At 73.1% G+C, this 16,021-nt stretch carries 13 protein-coding genes and 2 pseudogenes; 12 read left to right on the top strand and 3 right to left on the bottom strand.

Going from position 1 to position 16,021, the window contains the following annotated elements; all coding sequences use genetic code 11:
- The first annotated feature begins 508 nt into the window (after positions 1–508).
- The 7 genes and pseudogenes from ssd to AOK09_RS43635 all read left to right on the top strand — a co-directional run.
- The gene (ssd, locus tag AOK09_RS09935; RefSeq protein ID WP_055586763.1) at positions 509–1,624 is read left to right on the top strand and encodes a septum site-determining protein Ssd; all 1,116 of its coding nucleotides are present in this window, start codon (positions 509–511) and stop codon (positions 1,622–1,624) included.
- On the top strand, positions 1,621–2,925 hold the full coding sequence (locus AOK09_RS09930) for a TadA family conjugal transfer-associated ATPase (RefSeq protein WP_079062903.1): 1,305 nt from the start codon (positions 1,621–1,623) through the stop codon (positions 2,923–2,925). The genes ssd and AOK09_RS09930 overlap by 4 nt, the downstream gene beginning before the upstream one ends.
- Positions 2,922–3,821, top strand: a complete 900-nt coding sequence (locus AOK09_RS09925; RefSeq protein WP_063795905.1) for a type II secretion system F family protein — start codon at positions 2,922–2,924, stop codon at positions 3,819–3,821. The genes AOK09_RS09930 and AOK09_RS09925 overlap by 4 nt, the downstream gene beginning before the upstream one ends.
- 372 nt (positions 3,822–4,193) lie before the next feature.
- The gene (locus AOK09_RS09920) at positions 4,194–4,904 is read left to right on the top strand and encodes a type II secretion system F family protein (RefSeq protein ID WP_157875846.1); all 711 of its coding nucleotides are present in this window, start codon (positions 4,194–4,196) and stop codon (positions 4,902–4,904) included.
- Between the two features lie 110 nt (positions 4,905–5,014).
- On the top strand, positions 5,015–5,326 hold the full coding sequence (locus AOK09_RS09915) for a DUF4244 domain-containing protein (protein WP_407675383.1): 312 nt from the start codon (positions 5,015–5,017) through the stop codon (positions 5,324–5,326).
- Positions 5,313–5,807 carry a TadE family type IV pilus minor pilin gene (locus AOK09_RS09910; RefSeq protein WP_107101293.1) on the top strand — a complete coding sequence of 165 codons (495 nt, stop codon included), beginning with the start codon at positions 5,313–5,315 and terminating at the stop codon, positions 5,805–5,807. Before AOK09_RS09915 ends, AOK09_RS09910 begins: the two co-directional genes overlap by 14 nt.
- Positions 5,804–6,163, top strand: a pseudogene (locus AOK09_RS43635) (Rv3654c family TadE-like protein); the annotation flags it as partial. The gene AOK09_RS09910 and the pseudogene AOK09_RS43635, both read left to right, overlap by 4 nt.
- A gap of 246 nt (positions 6,164–6,409) precedes the next feature.
- Here the strand turns inward: AOK09_RS43635 and AOK09_RS09905 are convergent.
- Positions 6,410–8,814: pseudogene (locus AOK09_RS09905) on the bottom strand (DEAD/DEAH box helicase).
- Between the two features lie 70 nt (positions 8,815–8,884).
- On the opposite strand from AOK09_RS09905, the gene AOK09_RS09900 reads away from it, so the two are divergent.
- From AOK09_RS09900 to AOK09_RS09890, 3 genes are all read left to right on the top strand, one after another.
- Positions 8,885–9,226, top strand: a complete 342-nt coding sequence (locus tag AOK09_RS09900) for an STAS domain-containing protein (RefSeq protein WP_055586761.1) — start codon at positions 8,885–8,887, stop codon at positions 9,224–9,226.
- 48 nt (positions 9,227–9,274) lie between these two features.
- Complete coding sequence (locus AOK09_RS09895) at positions 9,275–9,697, top strand: ATP-binding protein (protein WP_055586760.1); 423 nt, start codon at positions 9,275–9,277, stop codon at positions 9,695–9,697.
- A 639-nt stretch (positions 9,698–10,336) separates the two neighbouring features.
- Positions 10,337–12,787: a sodium-translocating pyrophosphatase gene (locus tag AOK09_RS09890; RefSeq protein WP_079062900.1), complete on the top strand. Its 2,451-nt coding sequence runs from the start codon at positions 10,337–10,339 to the stop codon at positions 12,785–12,787.
- A gap of 119 nt (positions 12,788–12,906) precedes the next feature.
- Here AOK09_RS09890 and AOK09_RS09885 read toward each other — a convergent pair whose 3' ends face one another.
- Both AOK09_RS09885 and AOK09_RS09880 read right to left on the bottom strand, forming a co-directional pair.
- The gene (locus AOK09_RS09885) at positions 12,907–13,737 is read right to left on the bottom strand and encodes an ABC transporter permease subunit (RefSeq protein WP_063795904.1); all 831 of its coding nucleotides are present in this window, start codon (positions 13,735–13,737) and stop codon (positions 12,907–12,909) included.
- Positions 13,715–14,629, bottom strand: a complete 915-nt coding sequence (locus tag AOK09_RS09880; protein WP_055586759.1) for an ABC transporter ATP-binding protein — start codon at positions 14,627–14,629, stop codon at positions 13,715–13,717. The genes AOK09_RS09885 and AOK09_RS09880 overlap by 23 nt, the downstream gene beginning before the upstream one ends.
- Before the next feature lie 105 nt (positions 14,630–14,734).
- Between AOK09_RS09880 and AOK09_RS09875 the strand changes: the two genes are divergently transcribed.
- On the top strand, positions 14,735–15,190 hold the full coding sequence (locus AOK09_RS09875; protein ID WP_055586758.1) for a GbsR/MarR family transcriptional regulator: 456 nt from the start codon (positions 14,735–14,737) through the stop codon (positions 15,188–15,190).
- Positions 15,191–15,303: 113 nt separating this feature from the next.
- A complete protein-coding gene (locus AOK09_RS09870; protein ID WP_055586757.1) occupies positions 15,304–16,008 on the top strand; it encodes a hypothetical protein in 705 nt (234 codons plus the stop codon).
- Positions 16,009–16,021 lie beyond the last annotated feature (13 nt).

Below are 16,021 nucleotides of genomic sequence, written 5' to 3'. Positions count from 1 at the left end.
CGGACATGCGACGACCCCCGCTCTCCCCCCCGGCGGGGGTCGTCGCATGTCCGGCGCCGTTCACATGCGGCCGGCCGGCCACGGGGGAGTTCCGGCGGACCTCGCGACGGCCGGGCGGACGTCCAGGTGCTCCGCAGGGCGATATGGTCACTCTGAGTTGTCGATTACGTAGAGTCACTGGGCTTCGTCGGCGACCTGCCACGTGCTCTCCTTGTCCGCCGTCGACATCTGCCTGCGGGCGACTGCAGGGCCGGCGGGCGGCGACGACGCGCATCGGTCGTACGGGCTGTCGCCCGTGCGCTTCCTGACGACGCACGAGACGTCCCCGAAGTTTCCGGAGTCAGTGCGACGGCCGACGATTCCCTCCCGCGAGTGAGCCGACTTATCCACACCCGGGAGTTGTCCACAGGCTGTGGACCGCTGATGGTGGCTGCCTGCCGTTGAGCCCACCGTGGAGTCCGCGCGGCCCGGACCGGTCCGCGTGGAGCCACCACACGGGGAGACGACCATGGCCGAGCCGTCGACGGAACAGGGACCCTCCGAGGTCCCGCCGCCCAACGGACCGTTGATCATCAGCGACGATGCGGACCTCATCGAGCGGCTGCTCAGACTCTGCGCAGCGGCCGGGGCCGACCCCTGCCTGGCGCGCACCGCACCTCCCGACCGCAGCCAGTGGGAGGGCGCCCCGCTGATCCTGGTGGGAGACGACCTCGCCGAACAGTGCACCGAGCTGCCGCGGCGCGGCGGGGTCCTGCTCATCGGGCGGGACCTCGACGACAGCGCGGTGTGGATGCGCGCGGTGCGCGTCGGGGCCGACCATGTGCTCTTTCTGCCCGACGCCGATCCCTGGCTGCTGGACCGCATCGCCGACGCGGTCGAGGGTGTCGGAGCCCATGCGACGACCGTCGCGGTGCTGGGCGGCCGCGGTGGAGCGGGGGCGTCCACCCTGGCCTGCGCGCTCGCCGTGACCGCCGCCCGGCAGGGCCACCGCACCATGCTGATCGACGGCGATCCGCTCGGTGGCGGGCTTGACGTCCTGCTGGGCGCCGAACAGGCCGCCGGGCTGCGCTGGCCCGATCTGGCGGGCTCCAGGGGCCGGGTCAACGGTGCCGAGCTGGAGAGGGCCCTGCCCGGTCTGCACCACCTGGCGGCCCTGTCCTGGGACCGCAGCGACACCCTCACCATCCCACCCGAGGCGATGCGCACCGTGCTTGCGGCCGCCCGCCGCCGGGGTGGGCTGGTCGTCCTGGATCTCCCGCGCCATCTCGACCCCGCGGCGGCGGAGGCCCTCGAACAGACCGACACCGCGCTGCTGGTCGTCCCCTCGGAACTGCGCGCGGTGGCGGCGGCGGGGCGGGTCGCCGCCACCGTCCGGATGCGGCTGACCGATCTGCGCACTGTGCTGCGCACACCCGGCGGCGCCGGGCTCGACGGGCAGGAGGTCGCCCGCGGGCTGGGGACGGTCCTGGCAGGCGAACTGCCGGACGAGCCCGGACTCACCGCGGACGTGGAGCGCGGCCGTCCGCCCGGCCTGCGTGAGCACGGCCCGCTGGCCCGCTTCTGCTCCGCCTTCCTGCTGCGGGCCGTGCCGCCGCCGACCGCGGGGCGGAGTGCCGTCGTATGAGCCGCCGGACCACGGACCGGCCCTTTCGCGGACTGGGCCGCCGCACACTGGGTCCCGGGCCGGTCCCCGGCACGGTCTCGGTCGCACCCGGGACGGGGACTGGCGACAGCCTTGGGCCCGCAGCGCTGGTCGACGCCGTACGGCTGCGCCTCGCCGAGCTGGACGCCGAGCCGACCACGGCCTCGGTCGCGGCAGCCCTGCGCGCCGAGCGGCCGCCGCTGGGCGGCAGCGAGGTCCTGGAAGTCGTGCATGCCCTGCGGGCAGAGATGATCGGAGCCGGGCCGCTGGATGTGCTGCTCGCCGATCAAGAGGTCACCGATGTGCTGGTGAACGCTCCCGACGAGGTGTGGGTCGACCGGGGAGCGGGACTGACCAGGGCGGTCGGCATCCGCTTCCCCGACGCGGCAGCCGTCCGCAGGCTGGCCCAGCGGCTGGCCACGGCGGCAGGGCGGCGGCTGGACGACGCACGGCCGTGGACCGACGCACGACTGCCGGACGGCACCAGACTGCATGCTGTACTGCCGCCCGTCGCTGTGGGCTGCACCCATGTCTCGCTGCGGGTTGCCCGGCCGCGTGCGTTCACCCTGGACGAGCTCACCGCGTCCGGGACGCTGCCGCGCGGTGGCGCCCGGCTGCTGGGCGCCCTGGTCGACGCCCGGCTGTCCTTCCTGGTCAGTGGGGGGACGGGCAGCGGCAAGACCACGCTCCTGGCAGCCCTGCTCGGTCTGGTGAACCCCGCTGAACGGATCGTCCTCGCTGAGGACTCGGCGGAACTGCGGCCTGCCCATCCGCATGTGGTCCGCCTGGAGGCCAGGCCGCCCAACCAGGAGGGACTCGGCCGTATCGACCTGCGGGAGTTGGTGCGGCAGGCGCTGCGGATGCGGCCCGATCGGCTGGTGGTCGGAGAAGTGCGCGGGCCCGAGGTGCTGGACCTGCTGACGGCTCTGAACACCGGCCATGAGGGCGGCTGCGGCACCGTGCACGCCAATACGGCGGCCGATGTGCCGGCGCGGCTGGAGGCGCTGGGTTCCATGGCCGGGCTTGACCGGGCGGCCCTGCACAGCCAGCTCTGCTCGGCCCTGGACGCAGTGGTGCATCTGGTCCGTGACCCGGGCAGCGGCCGGCGACGGGTCGCCGAGGTGCGGGTCCTGGACCGGGACGGCGCAGGCTTCGCGGTCACCGCGCCGGCCGCCGTGCTCTCCCCCGAGCGCGGCTGCCTGCCCGGGCCCGGCTGGGACCGCCTGGTGGCGCGATGTGCGGCCAGAGGAGTCGAGCTGCGGGACCCAGGCGGCCTCGCATGAGCGGTTCACAGGGACTGCTCTGGGCGGTGCTGCTGGGGGCACTGGCCGCCGGGGCACGAGGTGCCATGGCGCTGCGGGGGAGGCGGGTCGTAGGCCGTCAGCCCGGCGCGACCGGCGTGGGCCGGGGCTCTCGGCGGAAGCAGGACATCACCGCGCCCCGCCGCCCCCCTCGGCTGCCTCGATGGATGGTGCCGGAGCTCGCACTGCTCCCCGTGGGGCTGCTCCTCGGATGGTGGCTGCGGTCGCCCGTTCCCGTGCCGGCCGCCGCCTTGGCCCTCCGCCCGCTGCGCAGACGGAGGCTGGCCCACGCGGAGCGCCGGGTGGAGTCCCGGCGGGAGAAAGCAGTGGTGGAGCTGTGCGCCGCAGTCGCCGATGAGCTGCGCACCGGGGTGCTGCCGAGCCGGGCGCTGGAGACCGCGGTGGCCCCCGAGGGGGCGGTGGCCGAAGCCCTGCGCGGCGGCGGCATCGATCCGACGGGGCTGAGAGCCGCCGCGCGCTTCGCCGGTGACGTCCCCGAGGTTCTGCGACAGCTGTCCCGGCTCCCGGGCGCCGATGGGGCGGCTGCAATGGCCGCGTGCTGGCAGGTGGCCTCCGAGAGCGGAGCCGCCCTGGCCACGGCACTGGACCGGGTCGCGGACGCGCTGCGCGCCGACTCCGTACTGCGTGAGGCCGTACGCGGCGAACTCGCCGGACCCCGGACCACCGCACTGCTGCTCGCGGTGCTGCCGCTCTTCGGTCTGCTGCTGGGCACGGCCCTCGGCGCCGACCCGCTGCAGATGCTGCTGCACACCCCCGCCGGGCTGGCCTGCCTGGCGGCCGGCGTCGCGCTGGAGACGGCCGGGCTGGTGTGGACCGACCGAATCGTCCGAGGCGCGGAGGGAGCGACCCGATGGTGACAGCCCATCACATCGGCTCCGGTGGAGCCGTACGAAGAGCCGGCCCGCTGCTGATGGAGCAGGAGCGGAACCCCACCGGCTTCAAGCGCCGGCTCGCCTCCTCCACCCGCGACGTCGGTGGCGCACCGGATCGGCGGGCACGGAGGCTCGGGGCGGGCGGCGGCGCACCGGCAACAGAGCTGGTGCCGGGTCCGGCGCGGGGTGCGGGGCGATCGGGCGCTTTGTGTCAGGACGGTTTTGATGTCGGAAGGGCGGTAGCGGATGTGGGTGCAGTCGGCGGTCGCAGCCGGGGTGGCAGGAGGCTGCGCAGCATTCTGGGCGGTGCTGGGCGGCGCTGGATCACACCGCGTACTGCGGCGCCGGGCGGCAGCAGTGGGCCTCTCCCCGAAGGGCCGCTCCCGGGCCCTCCTCGCCGGCCGTCTGCCGTCGTGGCGGCCGAGGCCGCGACAGCCCGCCGAACCGGCCGCAGGCCACCGCCGACTGCGTCGGCTGGCCCCCTGGGCCGGGGGTGCAGGGTCCGCCCTGCTGATCGGGGGCCTGCCGGGGCTGACGGTGGGGCTGCTGCTGGGGGTGGCGCTGCACCGGGGCACGGCCAGGCTGCCCGCGGTGGACATCCGGTCGGCCCGACTGGACCGGCGCCTGGTGGAGCAGCTGCCGCTCACCGCCGAGCTGCTGGCCGCATGCATGGGGGCGTCGGGGCCTCCCTCCGACGCTGCCGCCGCCGTGGCGCGCGCGGTCGGCTCGCCGATGCGGGAGCGGCTGGCGAGTGTGGCGGCGGAACTGCGGATGGGCGCGGACCCGGCCGACTGCTGGGGGCGGCTGGCGGACGGCTGCGCGGCTCTCGCACCCCTGGGGCGGTGCCTCGCTCGGGCGAGCACCAGCGGCGCGCCTCCCTCCGCGACGCTGGCCCGCCTCGCGGAGGAGCAACGCGCCGCCGCCGCCCGAGCCGCCACCGCCCGGACCAGGAAGGCGGGTGTGCTGGCCACCGCTCCCCTGGGCGGCTGCTTCCTGCCGGCCTTTGTGCTCATCGGGATCGTCCCCGTGGTCACAGGGCTTGCCTCCGCCTTTCTGGAACGGCGCTGAGGTCAACCGTTCCCAGGCACCCGCTGCCCGGTCCGTCACTCGCCCCCGCTCCGAGCTGCATCCCCGTTCCACCCCTCCGATCCGAACCTTCACCTCCGAGGAGATCCACCATGGCGCTCGCGCTGCCCGTCCGTCCCCTTGCGCCCGTGCTGCCGATGCTGCACCCCCGGGTGCGCCGCTGGAGCTGCGGAACCGCACTCACCCGCACGACCCGGCGGCTGCGCGCGTTCGCGCTGCTGCTCCGACACCGGCTGGTGGCCGTCCGCGCCGCTGCTGACGCCGGAATGACCACCGCCGAGTACGCGGTGGGCACGGTGGCCGCCTGCGGCTTTGCGGCCGTCCTGTACAAGGTGGTGACCAGCGACGCGGTCTCCGGTGCCATCGCCAAGGTCGTTCAGCGGGCGCTCGATGTGGGCTTCTGAGCGCCCGCTGCGCGGACCGCGCGGCCTGCGTGCTCGCGTCCGTACGCCCGTCCCACGGAGCTCCCGCAACGGCAGGGAGGGCCCGGACGGCGGCTATGCGACCGCGGAGACCGCCGTCGCTCTCCCGGCGATGGTGCTGCTCTGTTCGATGCTGCTGTGGGGTCTGTTGGCGGCCGCGGCACAGATCCGCTGTGTCGACGCAGCGAGGGTCGGCGCACGGGCCGCGGCGCGCGGCGACGGTGACGCGGCGGCGGTCGCCGCGGCCAGAGCGGCCGCCCCCGAAGGGGCGGAGATCCGGCTGGAGCGCGCTGCGCGAACGGTACGGGTGGACGTCGTCCTCCCGTTCGGCGGTCCCGGACGGCTTGGGGGGCTGCTGACCGTACGGCTCTCCTCCGCTGCGGTGGCGGAGCGGGAGGACGTCCGGATCGACGATTCCCCACCGCCGGACGGACGGTTGCCAGGGCCGGGAGGTCCCCCGTGAGGAGCGATACGGCTGTGGCAGGGGAGGAACGGCCGGCGGGCGATGCGGGGTCCGCCGCTGTGTGGCTGCTCTCGCTGGCGATGCTGGGGTGCTGCGCCTTTGCGGCGGTTTTGGGGCTGGGCGCAGCCGTGATGGCGCGGCACCGGGCGGAGTCCGCCGCCGACCTGGCCGCACTCGCCGCCGCTCGGCCGCTGCTGCTGGACCCGGCGGAGGCCTGTGAGCGCGCAGCGGTGATCGCCTCGGCACAGCGGGCCCGGCTGGTGGCCTGCACTCCAGGCGACGACACCGTGGAGGTACGGATCGAGCTGGACGTCCCGGGACTCCCGGCGTTCTTCCCGCCGGCCAGGGCCCGCGCCCGAGCCGGACCTCTCTTCGCGGACGGGTCGGATCCCGCGAACGGGCCGGATCCCGCGAACGGGCCGGATCCCGCGAACGGGCCGGATCCCGCGGTGCCCGATCCGGGGGTGCCCGATCAGCGAGTGCCCGATCCGGGGCCACCCGCCTCAGTGACGTCAGATGTGCCGTTGGCCGCGATGCCCGGTGCGCCCGTGCCCGGCTCCGTGTCGGCTGATCCGCAGACGGGCGGTGTTCCGGGACGGCCGTCACAGAGCCCCGGAGAGCAGGACGTCCAGCAGGCGTACCGCCGCGGCCTTGTCCAGCGGGTCGTTCCCGTTGCCGCACTTGGGCGACTGGATGCACGACGGGCAACCCCGCTCGCACTCGCACGCAGCGATCGCCTCACGAGTGGCGGTCAGCCACTCCCTGGCCCGCTGGAATCCGCGCTCGGCGAAGCCGGCGCCGCCCGAGTGGCCGTCGTAGACGAAGACCGTGGGCAGACCGGTGTCGGGATGGAGCGGCACCGACACCCCGCCGATGTCCCACCGGTCGCAGGTGGCGAAGAGCGGCAGCAGCCCGATCGAGGCGTGCTCGGCGGCGTGCGCGGCCCCGGGCAGCTGGTCCGGGGGGATGTCGGCGTCGATCAGCTGGTCCTCGGTCACCGACCACCACACCGCCCGGGTGCGCAGCGTACGGGGCGGCAGATCGAGCCGGGTCTCACCGAGCACCTCACCGGTGGCGATCTTCCGCCGCAGAAAGGAGACCACCTGGTTGACGACCTCCACCGAGCCGAAGTTCAGCAGCGCGTCCCCCCACTTCACCGTGGTGTCGGTGTCCAGCACGGTCACCGCTGTGGTGTCCCGGGCGACGGTGGTGTACGGCGGATCCGCCTCCTCCACCAGGGCGACCGAGCTCTCCAGGTCCAGCTCCCGCACCAGATAGCTGCGCCCCTGGTGGAGGTGGACCGCGCCGGTGTGGACCGCGGTGTGGGCGGCGCCCGCGTCGACGGTGCCCAGCAGCCGTCCGGTGGCCGCCTCGACGATCTGTACCGGGGAACCACCGCCGCCCCGGATGTCCACCCCGTCCGCCGCGCGCTCCCTGCGCGTCCAGTACCAGGTGCCGCCGGCCCGTCGGCGCAGCAGTCCGCGCCGTTCCAGCTGGGCCAGCAGCGGCTCTGCCGACGGGCCGAACAGTTCCAGGTCCGCCGGGCCCAGCGGCAGCTCCGCCGCCGCCGCGCAGAGGTGCGGGGCCAGCACGTGCGGGTTGTCCGGGTCCAGCACGGTGGATTCCACCGGCCGCTGGAAGAGCGCCTCGGGATGGTGGACCAGATAGGTGTCCAACGGGTCGTCGCGGGCGATCAGCACGGCCAGCGCGCCCTGTCCGGCCCGGCCGGCACGCCCGGCCTGCTGCCACAGCGAGGCCCGGGTGCCCGGGTAGCCGGCCAGAAGCACCGCGTCCAGCCCGGAGACGTCCATGCCCAGTTCCAGCGCGGAGGTCGACGCCACGCCGAGCAGCCGCCCGGAGTGCAGATCACGCTCCAGGCCGCGCCGTTCCTCTGCCAGATAGCCGCCCCGGTACGCCGCCACCCGGCCGGGGAGACGGCGGTCGACCTCGGCCAGCCGCTCCTGCGCCTGCAGGGCCACCACCTCGGCGCCACGCCGGGAACGGACGAAGACCACCGTCCGGGTGGCGTCCACCACCAGATCGGTGAGCAGATCGGCCGCCTCGGCGGTGGCGGTGCGGCGCACCGGTGCGCCCTGCTCGCCCACCAGCTCGGTGAGGGGCGGCTCCCACAGGGCGAAGACCAGCTCACCGCGGGGCGAGGCGTCCTCGGTCACCTCGGCGACCGGCAGCCCGGTCAGCCGTGCCGCGGAGGCACCGGGCTCCGCGGAGGTCGCCGAGGCCAGCAGGAAGACCGGTTCGGCTCCGTAGCGGGCACAGATCCGCCGCAGCCGTCGCAGCACCTGTGCGACATGCGACCCGAAGACGCCGCGGTAGGTGTGGCACTCGTCCACCACCACATAGCGCAGCGCCTTGAGAAAAGCGGCCCAGCGGGTGTGGGCGGGCAGGATGGACCGGTGCAGCATGTCCGGGTTGGTGAGGACGTAGGAGGCGTACTGCCTCACCCATTCGCGCTCCTCCATCGGCGTGTCGCCGTCATAGAGCGCGGCGCGCACCCGAGGCGGGGCCAGATCGGCCGCACGGCGGCGCTGGTCGGCCGCAAGTGCCTTGGTGGGCGCCAGGTAGAGCGCGGTGGCGCCGCGGCCGTTGGGAGCCTCGGTACCGTCCAGCAGCGCGGAGAGGACGGGGGCGAGGTAACCGAGGGACTTGCCCGAGGCCGTACCGGTGGAGATCACCGTGGAGTGCCCGGCCAGGGCCAGTTCCATCGCCTGTGCCTGGTGGGTCCACGGCCGGGACATGCCGAGCCCGTCCGCGGCCTCGACCACCTCTGTGCGGATTCCCGCAGGCCAGTCCGCATGGCTCCCTGACCGGGCGGGCACATGCTCCGTATGGGTGAGCCGATCTTGCCGTCCGCGTGTGGCGGACAGCCTGTTGAGGACGGCGCCGGGCGGGCGACTGCTGGGCGGCATAAGGACCCAGTGTGTCACCGGCGTGACGGAGAATCGCCGTAAGGCGTCGTGCTGCCTGGTCGCAGGTGGTTGAATGCCATCGCGGGTGGCGGCCGCCCGTCCCGGGCGGTCGAGGATCGCAACGAAGCAAGGCAAGGTGCTGGAGGTTCCGTGGACCTGTCCCTGTCGACCCGTACTGTCGACGACCGCACGGTCGTCGAGGTGGGCGGCGAGATCGATGTGTACACCGCCCCGAAGCTGCGTGAGCAGCTCGTCGAGCTGGTCAACGAGGGTCACTACCACCTGATCGTGGACATGGAAGGCGTGGACTTCCTGGACTCGACCGGTCTGGGTGTCCTCGTCGGCGGCCTGAAGCGAGTGCGTGCGCACGAGGGCTCGCTCCGCCTGGTGTGCAACCAGGAGCGCATTCTGAAGATCTTCCGGATCACCGGTCTCACCAAGGTGTTCCCCATCCACAACACCGTGGACGAGGCCGTCGCGGCGACCGATTGAGCCCGGGGCGCGGCTCACGGCAGCACCGCAACGATCCGAGGGGAAGCCATGGCAACCGTCGAACTCCGATTCAGTGCGCTCCCCGAGCATGTGCGCACCGCGCGGCTGGTGGCCGCCGCGGTGGCCCGCCGCGCCGGGGTCGACGAGTCCGTGCTGGACGAGGTGAGACTCGCGGTCGGCGAGGCCTGCTCCCGAGCGGTGGGCCTGCACCGCCGCTCCGGGGTGGACGACCCGGTCCGGGTGACCCTGGTGGAGCAGGAGAAGCGATTTCTCATCGAGGTGGGCGACGGAGTCGGACCCGAACCGGACGCAGCCGCCAAGGCGGCGTCCGGCGCCGACGACACCGCTGAGGACCAGATGGGCCTGGCCGTGATCAGCGGCCTGGTCGACGACCTCGACGTCGGCAGCGACGCCGCCGGCGGAGTGATCCGGATGAGCTGGCCGGTGGCGGTGCACGAGGTCTCCGCCTGAGCCTGCCGGCCGGCCGGCAGGCAGTAAGCAGCGAGTGACGAGGGGCGCCCCCACAGTGGGGGCGCCCCTCGCATGTCCCAGCTGCCTGTCATGCACCAGGCCCGGACTTCGTGTGCGGGCTCCCGGTGCGGACTGCATGCCCCCGGTGCATGTCCGGACTGCAAGTCCCGACTCCAAGTCCCGATTCCAGGTCCCGACTCCGTGCCCGGACTCCATGTCCCCGCCCCGTGCCCGCCGCGCCATGGCACCCCGCCGCGCGACGCGCGCGCCCCACTGCCGCCGCACCCCGCCGCGCCGCACGCGCACCCCGCCGCCGCCGGAGGGTTGGGCTGCCCGTGTGAACGCTGTCCGCCCCGTTGGCCGGGTGTCCCGGGCCATTGGAGAATTGCCCGCAGTGGTGGCGATACCTGCCGGTGAAAGCGTTGTTGTTGCGGCTGGTCTGTTTTGATCAAGGGTTGGTCCTTACAATCCTCGACATTCGGCCGGTACCGCGAGGTCCGGCCTGCTCTGTTGCAACGCCCGCACTGCCGAGCAGTTATGTGCGCACCGCTCAGGTCGCGGCTGTTCCTGCGGTTCTGCCCCGACCTTCCGGCCGTTCCCGGCCGGCGGCGCCGACATGCCAGACGTCAAGGAGGACTGATGGCGGGGCTCATCCATACGGCAAGCACGCACGCAACGACCTCGACCCTCAACCCGCCACTCGCCGACGCCTCCTCGGGCGTCCGGGCGGCCCTCACCGGCGGCAACCTGACCCTGGTGGTCGTGGTCGCCGTCGTCGCCCTCGCGGCCCTGGGCGTCGCGGTGCTCCTGGCCCGCCAGGTGCTCGTCCACGACCAGGGCACCGAGTCCATGAAGCGAATAGCCGCGGCCGTCCAGGAGGGGGCCAACGCCTATCTCGCACGGCAGTTGCGCACCCTCGGCGTCTTCGCCGTCGCGGTGTTCTTCCTGCTGATGCTGCTGCCGGCCGACACCTGGGGCCAGCGCATCGGCCGTTCGGTGTTCTTCCTGGTGGGAGCGGTGTTCTCGGCTGCCACCGGCTATCTCGGCATGTGGCTCGCGGTGCGCAGCAACGTCCGCGTGGCCGCCGCGGCCCGTGCCGCCACGCCCGCGCCCGCGATCACTCCCACCGAGGGCGGTCCGAGCACCGCGCCCGATGTGCGGCTGGTCTCCCACCGCGCCATGCGGATCGCCTTCCGCACCGGCGGTGTGGTCGGTATGTGCACCGTTGGCCTGGGCCTGTTCGGTGCGGCCGTCGTGGTGCTGATCTACCGTGCCGACGCGCCCAAGGTCCTGGAGGGGTTCGGCTTCGGTGCCGCCCTGCTGGCGATGTTCATGCGGGTGGGCGGCGGCATCTTCACCAAGGCCGCCGATGTCGGCGCGGACCTGGTGGGCAAGGTGGAGCAGGGCATCCCGGAGGACGACCCGCGCAACGCCGCCACCATTGCCGACAACGTGGGCGACAACGTCGGGGACTGCGCCGGTATGGCCGCCGACCTCTTCGAGTCCTATGCGGTGACCCTGGTGGCCGCCCTGATCCTGGGCACGGCCACCTTCGGCAACGACGGCCTGGCCTTCCCGCTGGTCGTTCCCGCGATCGGCGTGATCACGGCGGTGATCGGCATCTTCGCGGTCTCCCCCCGGACCAGGGACCGCAGCGGGATGTCCGCGATCAACCGGGGCTTCTTCATCTCCGCGGCCATCTCGGTGCTGCTGGTGGTCGCGGCGGTCTACGCCTTCCTGCCGTCCAGCTTCTCCGGACTGGACAACGTCCCGGCTGCGATCAGCGGCCACAGCGGGGATCCGCGTCTCTTCTCGCTGGCCGCGGTGGCCATCGGCATCGTGCTGGCAGCGGTGATCCAGCAGCTCACCGGCTACTTCACCGAGACCACCCGGCGGCCGGTGCGGGACATCGGCAAGACCTCGCTCACCGGCCCGGCCACCGTGGTCCTCTCCGGGATCTCGATCGGTCTGGAGTCGGCGGTCTACTCCGCGGTGATCATCGGCGCTGCCGTCTACGGCGCCTATCTGCTGGCGGGCGGTTCCATCGTGCTGGCGCTCTTCGCGGTGGCGCTGGCCGGTACGGGTCTGCTCACCACCGTAGGCGTGATCGTCGCCATGGACACCTTCGGTCCGGTCTCCGACAACGCCCAGGGCATCGCCGAGATGTCCGGTGACGTGCACGGGGCCGGAGCCCAGGTGCTCACCGAGCTGGACGCGGTGGGCAACACCACCAAGGCCATCACCAAGGGCATCGCGATCGCCACCGCGGTCCTGGCGGCCACCGCGCTCTTCGGCTCCTTCACGGACGCCATCGGCACCGCCGTGGACGAGGTGGGCCCGGCGGCCCACGGCAACAGCCTCTCGCTGAACATCGCCCAGCCCAACAACCTGGTGGGTCTGCTGCTGGGCGCGGCGGTGGTGTTCCTCTTCTCGGGCCTGGCCATCAACGCCGTCTCCCGGTCGGCCGGCTCGGTGGTCTTCGAGGTGCGCCGGCAGTTCAGGGAGCATCCGGGGATCATGGACGGCACCGAGAAGCCCGAGTACGGCCGGGTGGTGGACATCTGCACCAAGGACGCGCTGCGCGAGCTGGCCACACCGGGACTGCTGGCGGTGCTGGCGCCGATCGCGGTGGGCTTCGCGCTGGGTGTGGGGTCGCTGGGTTCCTTCCTGGCCGGTGCGATCGGTGCCGGCACCCTGATGGCGGTCTTCCTGGCCAACTCGGGCGGGGCCTGGGACAACGCCAAGAAACTGGTCGAGGACGGCCACCACGGTGGCAAGGGCAGTGAAGCCCATGCGGCGACGGTCATCGGTGACACCGTCGGCGACCCCTTCAAGGACACCGCGGGTCCGGCGATCAACCCGCTGCTCAAGGTGATGAACCTGGTGTCGCTGCTGATCGCCCCGGCGGTGGTGAGGTTCAGCTTCGGCGTGCACGCCAGCGCCGGGCTGCGGACGGGGGTCGCCCTGCTGGCGCTGGCCGTGGTGGTGGGCGCGGTGTACGTGTCCAAGCGGCGCGGTATCGCGGTCGGCGACGACGACGGCGACGAGGGCTCCGTCACCCGGTCGGCGGACCCGGCGGCGGTTCACTGAGTCCGCCTGCCCCCACCGGCGGGCTGCCCGGTCCCATCGGGCACCGCGCCGGTGGCGGTACGCGCCGGGCCGCACCCTCTCGGGTGCGGCCCGGCGGTGCGGGTGCCCGGTGTGCGGGGTCAGAGGCCGATGTCGCGCCGCCGGAAGGCCCAGGCGCCCAGTCCCACCAGCACCAGGCAGGCCGCGGCCATGGTCCCGTCGTCGGCCCACTGGAAGCCGTGCTTCAGCGGCTCCCCGCCCAGGTAGTAGTGGAAGGCCGAGAGGTGCCGCGTCCAGCCGAGACCGATCTGCGGCCCGAAGGAGTTCAGCGCGTAGGACACCACCCCGACCGCGGCCGTGGTTCCGAAGACCAGCCCGCGCCGTCCGGCGAAGCAGCCGATGCACACCGCCAGCGCGCCGAAGAAGGCGCTCAGCAGCGCCAGGCCGAGGCACTGCGCGGTGAACTCGGCGGGGGAGACGGTGCCCAGGTCGGCGGGCTCCCGGATGGCCAGCATCATCAGCAGCACGGCGAGGGCGATGGTGCCGGAGCCGGTGACCAGTGCCGCGTACCGCTGCAGCACCAGCCGCACCCGGCCGACCGGGTGGGCGAGCAGCAGGTCCAGCCGGCCGGACTCCTCGTCCCCGGCGATGGCCCGGGCGCCGGTGGCGGCGCCGTGGAAGAGCGCCAGCAGCGGGATGACCACCCCGAACGGGGTGGAGCCGAGATAGCCGGCGGCCGAGCCCAGGTCCTCCATGTTGAAGGCCTGCTTGAGGCCGTCGGGGAGGCTCCTGGTGAGGTCTCCCATGGAGCCGCCGATCTGCGGATAGAAGCTGGAGTACATCGCCCCGACCAGTGCCGTCCCGACGCTCCAGCCGATCAGCGTACGGCGGCCGTCCCGCAGCGCCTGGCTCCAGACGCTGCGGGGCAGCCAGGTGGTGGGGAGGGCCTCAGGCAGCGGTGACGCGGTCATGGCCGGCTCCGTTCCGGTAGTACTCGAAGAACAGTTCCTCGAGGTCGGGCTCCTCGCAGAGCAGCCCGGTGACGGTGTGCCGCGCGGCGGCCTTGACCAGGGCGTCGGGGCTGCCCGCGATCCGGCAGCGCAGCCGGGTGCCCTCCACGGAGACGTCGCTGACCCCGGGCAGCCGGCTGAACTCCTCGGCCGGGACCGTGCCGTCGAAGTGCAGTTCCACGGTCCGCACGGCCCGCTCGCGCAGTGCCGCGACGGTGTCCACGGTGACCAGCCGGCCCTCACGGATGATCGCCACCCGGTCGGCGACCGCCTGCACCTCGCTCATCACATGCGAGGACATGAAGACCGTGCGGCCGTCCGCGCGGGCCTCCCTGACGAGCTCCAGGAAGACCTGCTGGACCAGCGGGTCCAGGCCGGAGGTGGGCTCGTCCAGGATCAGCAGCTCCGGTTGGTGCACAAAGGCCTGAACCAGGCCCAGCTTCTGCCTGTTGCCCTTGGAGAGTGAACGGATCCGGGGGGCGAGCTCCAGGCCCAGCCGGTCGGCGAGCGCGGTGATCCGGCGCTCCGGGATCCCGCCGCGCAGCGCGGCCAGGAACGACAGGCACTCCCGGACGGTCTGCCGGCCGTCGACCGTGAAGTCGCCCGCGAGATAGCCGGTCCGGCGGTGGAGTTCCACGGAGTCCACCCGGGGGTCGAGCCCCAGCACCGTGGCCCGGCCGCCGGTGGGTCGGATGAGGTCCAGCAGCAGCCGGATGGTGGTCGACTTGCCCGCCCCGTTGGGTCCCAGATAGCCGAACACCTCGCCGTGGCCGACATCGAGGGTGAGGTCGACCAGGCCGCGGCGGCGGCCGTAGGTCTTCGCCAGCTTCTCCAGCCGGATCGCCTGAGTCATACAAGGGACAATACTGAATCTTCAGTAATTCGTGAAGCTTCAGGACTGTTAGGATTTCGGCAAGGGAGCAGCAGCAGTCAAAGGCACCAGGCAGAGGGAGGACCCATGGCGGAGACCACCGCGACCGCGGAGCATCTGGCGCTGCTGCTGACCGAGAGCGGTATGCAGCGGATGGCGGCCCGGGCGCTCTGCGCCCTGCTCTACGCGGAGCAGGAGACCATGACCGCCGGAGAGCTGGGGGAGCGGCTGTCCGCCAGCGCCGGGGCGGTCTCCGGCGCGCTGAAGACGCTGGTCACCCTGAACCTGGTGGAGCGGGTGCCGGCCCCGGGGAGCCGCCGGGAGCACTACCGGATGCGCGCCGACGGCTGGGCGGTGATGACCGGCGGCAACAACCGGCTGATCGACGCCATGGTGCGCTCCGCCGAGGAGGGCATCACCGCTGTGGGTGAGGACTCCATCGCGGGCCGCCGGCTCGCCGAGATGCGTGACTTCTACGCCTACATCCAGCGCGAGATCCCGGCCCTCATCGAGCGCTGGCACCAGCAGCGCCGAGTGCGCTGAACCTCACAGAACCGGAGCCGCACCCTCCGCGGCGGCCACGGTTCGGCCTTCGGCCGTGTAGGTTCCCTGGCGGTGCACCCCGCACGACCGCCTAGCCGAAGGGAACCACTCCGGTGAAGATCAAGCTGCTGGCACTGCCCGCTGCGGGCGCACTGCTCGCCTTCGGCGCTGCCGCGTGCAGCAGTGACAACACCGCGCAGCTGGACTCCTGGGCCAAGTCGGTGTGCGACTCCGCTCAGGGGCCGATCGCCCGCTCCAACGCCGCACTGCAGGACACCGGCCGGGTCGAGCAGGGCGAAAGCCCGGCGGTCCTGCGCAAGCGCCTCTCCACCGACATGTCGGTCCGAGGTCAGGCCGTCCAGCAGATAGCGGCCGCCGTGGACAAGGCCGGAGCGCCCAAGATCGACGGCGGTGCGGACCTCCACCGGCAGGCCGTACAGGAGCTGGGCCAGGCCTCGGCCGGCTACCAGCAGCTGCAGAAGAAGGTCGACGCACTGCCCACCGAGGACCAGGCCAAGTTCGCCGACGGGCTGAAGAGCGTGGGGGACCAGGCCCAGCAGCTGGCCCAGCTCTCGGGCTCCGCCATGGCGCGGCTGCAGACGGGCGACCTGGGCCGGGCCATCGCCAAGCAGCCGGGCTGCAAGGCGATCGGGGGCGGCGCGGCCTCCTCCTCGGCGCCCGCGGACGAGCCCCCCGCGGACGAGCCCCCCGCGGACCAGGCGGACCAGTCGCAGCCCGCCGCCAAGCCGTCCGCCGCCCACTCCTCCACCCCCTCGCACCCGTCGGCCTCCCAGTCCTCGTCCTCGTCCAAGGGCTGAGCAGTCCCAGGGC

Origin of the sequence: Peterkaempfera griseoplana (genome assembly GCF_001418575.1) — a bacterium.
GTDB lineage: Bacteria > Actinomycetota > Actinomycetes > Streptomycetales > Streptomycetaceae > Peterkaempfera > Peterkaempfera griseoplana.
The sequence above is the reverse complement of the archived record's forward strand: the minus strand, read 5'-3'. Positions and strand labels throughout refer to the sequence as shown.

Excerpts from the sequence above, each read along its gene's own strand:
- AOK09_RS09875 (WP_055586758.1), top strand. The coding sequence starts at position 14,735 with ATGGCGGAGACCACCGCGACCGCGGAGCATCTGGCGCTGCTGCTGACC.
- AOK09_RS09880 (WP_055586759.1), bottom strand. The coding sequence starts at position 14,629 with ATGACTCAGGCGATCCGGCTGGAGAAGCTGGCGAAGACCTACGGCCGC.
- AOK09_RS09885 (WP_063795904.1), bottom strand. The coding sequence starts at position 13,737 with ATGACCGCGTCACCGCTGCCTGAGGCCCTCCCCACCACCTGGCTGCCC.
- AOK09_RS09890 (WP_079062900.1), top strand. The coding sequence starts at position 10,337 with ATGGCGGGGCTCATCCATACGGCAAGCACGCACGCAACGACCTCGACC.
- AOK09_RS09930 (WP_079062903.1), top strand. The coding sequence starts at position 1,621 with ATGAGCCGCCGGACCACGGACCGGCCCTTTCGCGGACTGGGCCGCCGC.
- AOK09_RS09895 (WP_055586760.1), top strand. The coding sequence starts at position 9,275 with ATGGCAACCGTCGAACTCCGATTCAGTGCGCTCCCCGAGCATGTGCGC.
- AOK09_RS09910 (WP_107101293.1), top strand. The coding sequence starts at position 5,313 with ATGTGGGCTTCTGAGCGCCCGCTGCGCGGACCGCGCGGCCTGCGTGCT.
- AOK09_RS09915 (WP_407675383.1), top strand. The coding sequence starts at position 5,015 with ATGGCGCTCGCGCTGCCCGTCCGTCCCCTTGCGCCCGTGCTGCCGATG.
- ssd (WP_055586763.1), top strand. The coding sequence starts at position 509 with ATGGCCGAGCCGTCGACGGAACAGGGACCCTCCGAGGTCCCGCCGCCC.
- AOK09_RS09925 (WP_063795905.1), top strand. The coding sequence starts at position 2,922 with ATGAGCGGTTCACAGGGACTGCTCTGGGCGGTGCTGCTGGGGGCACTG.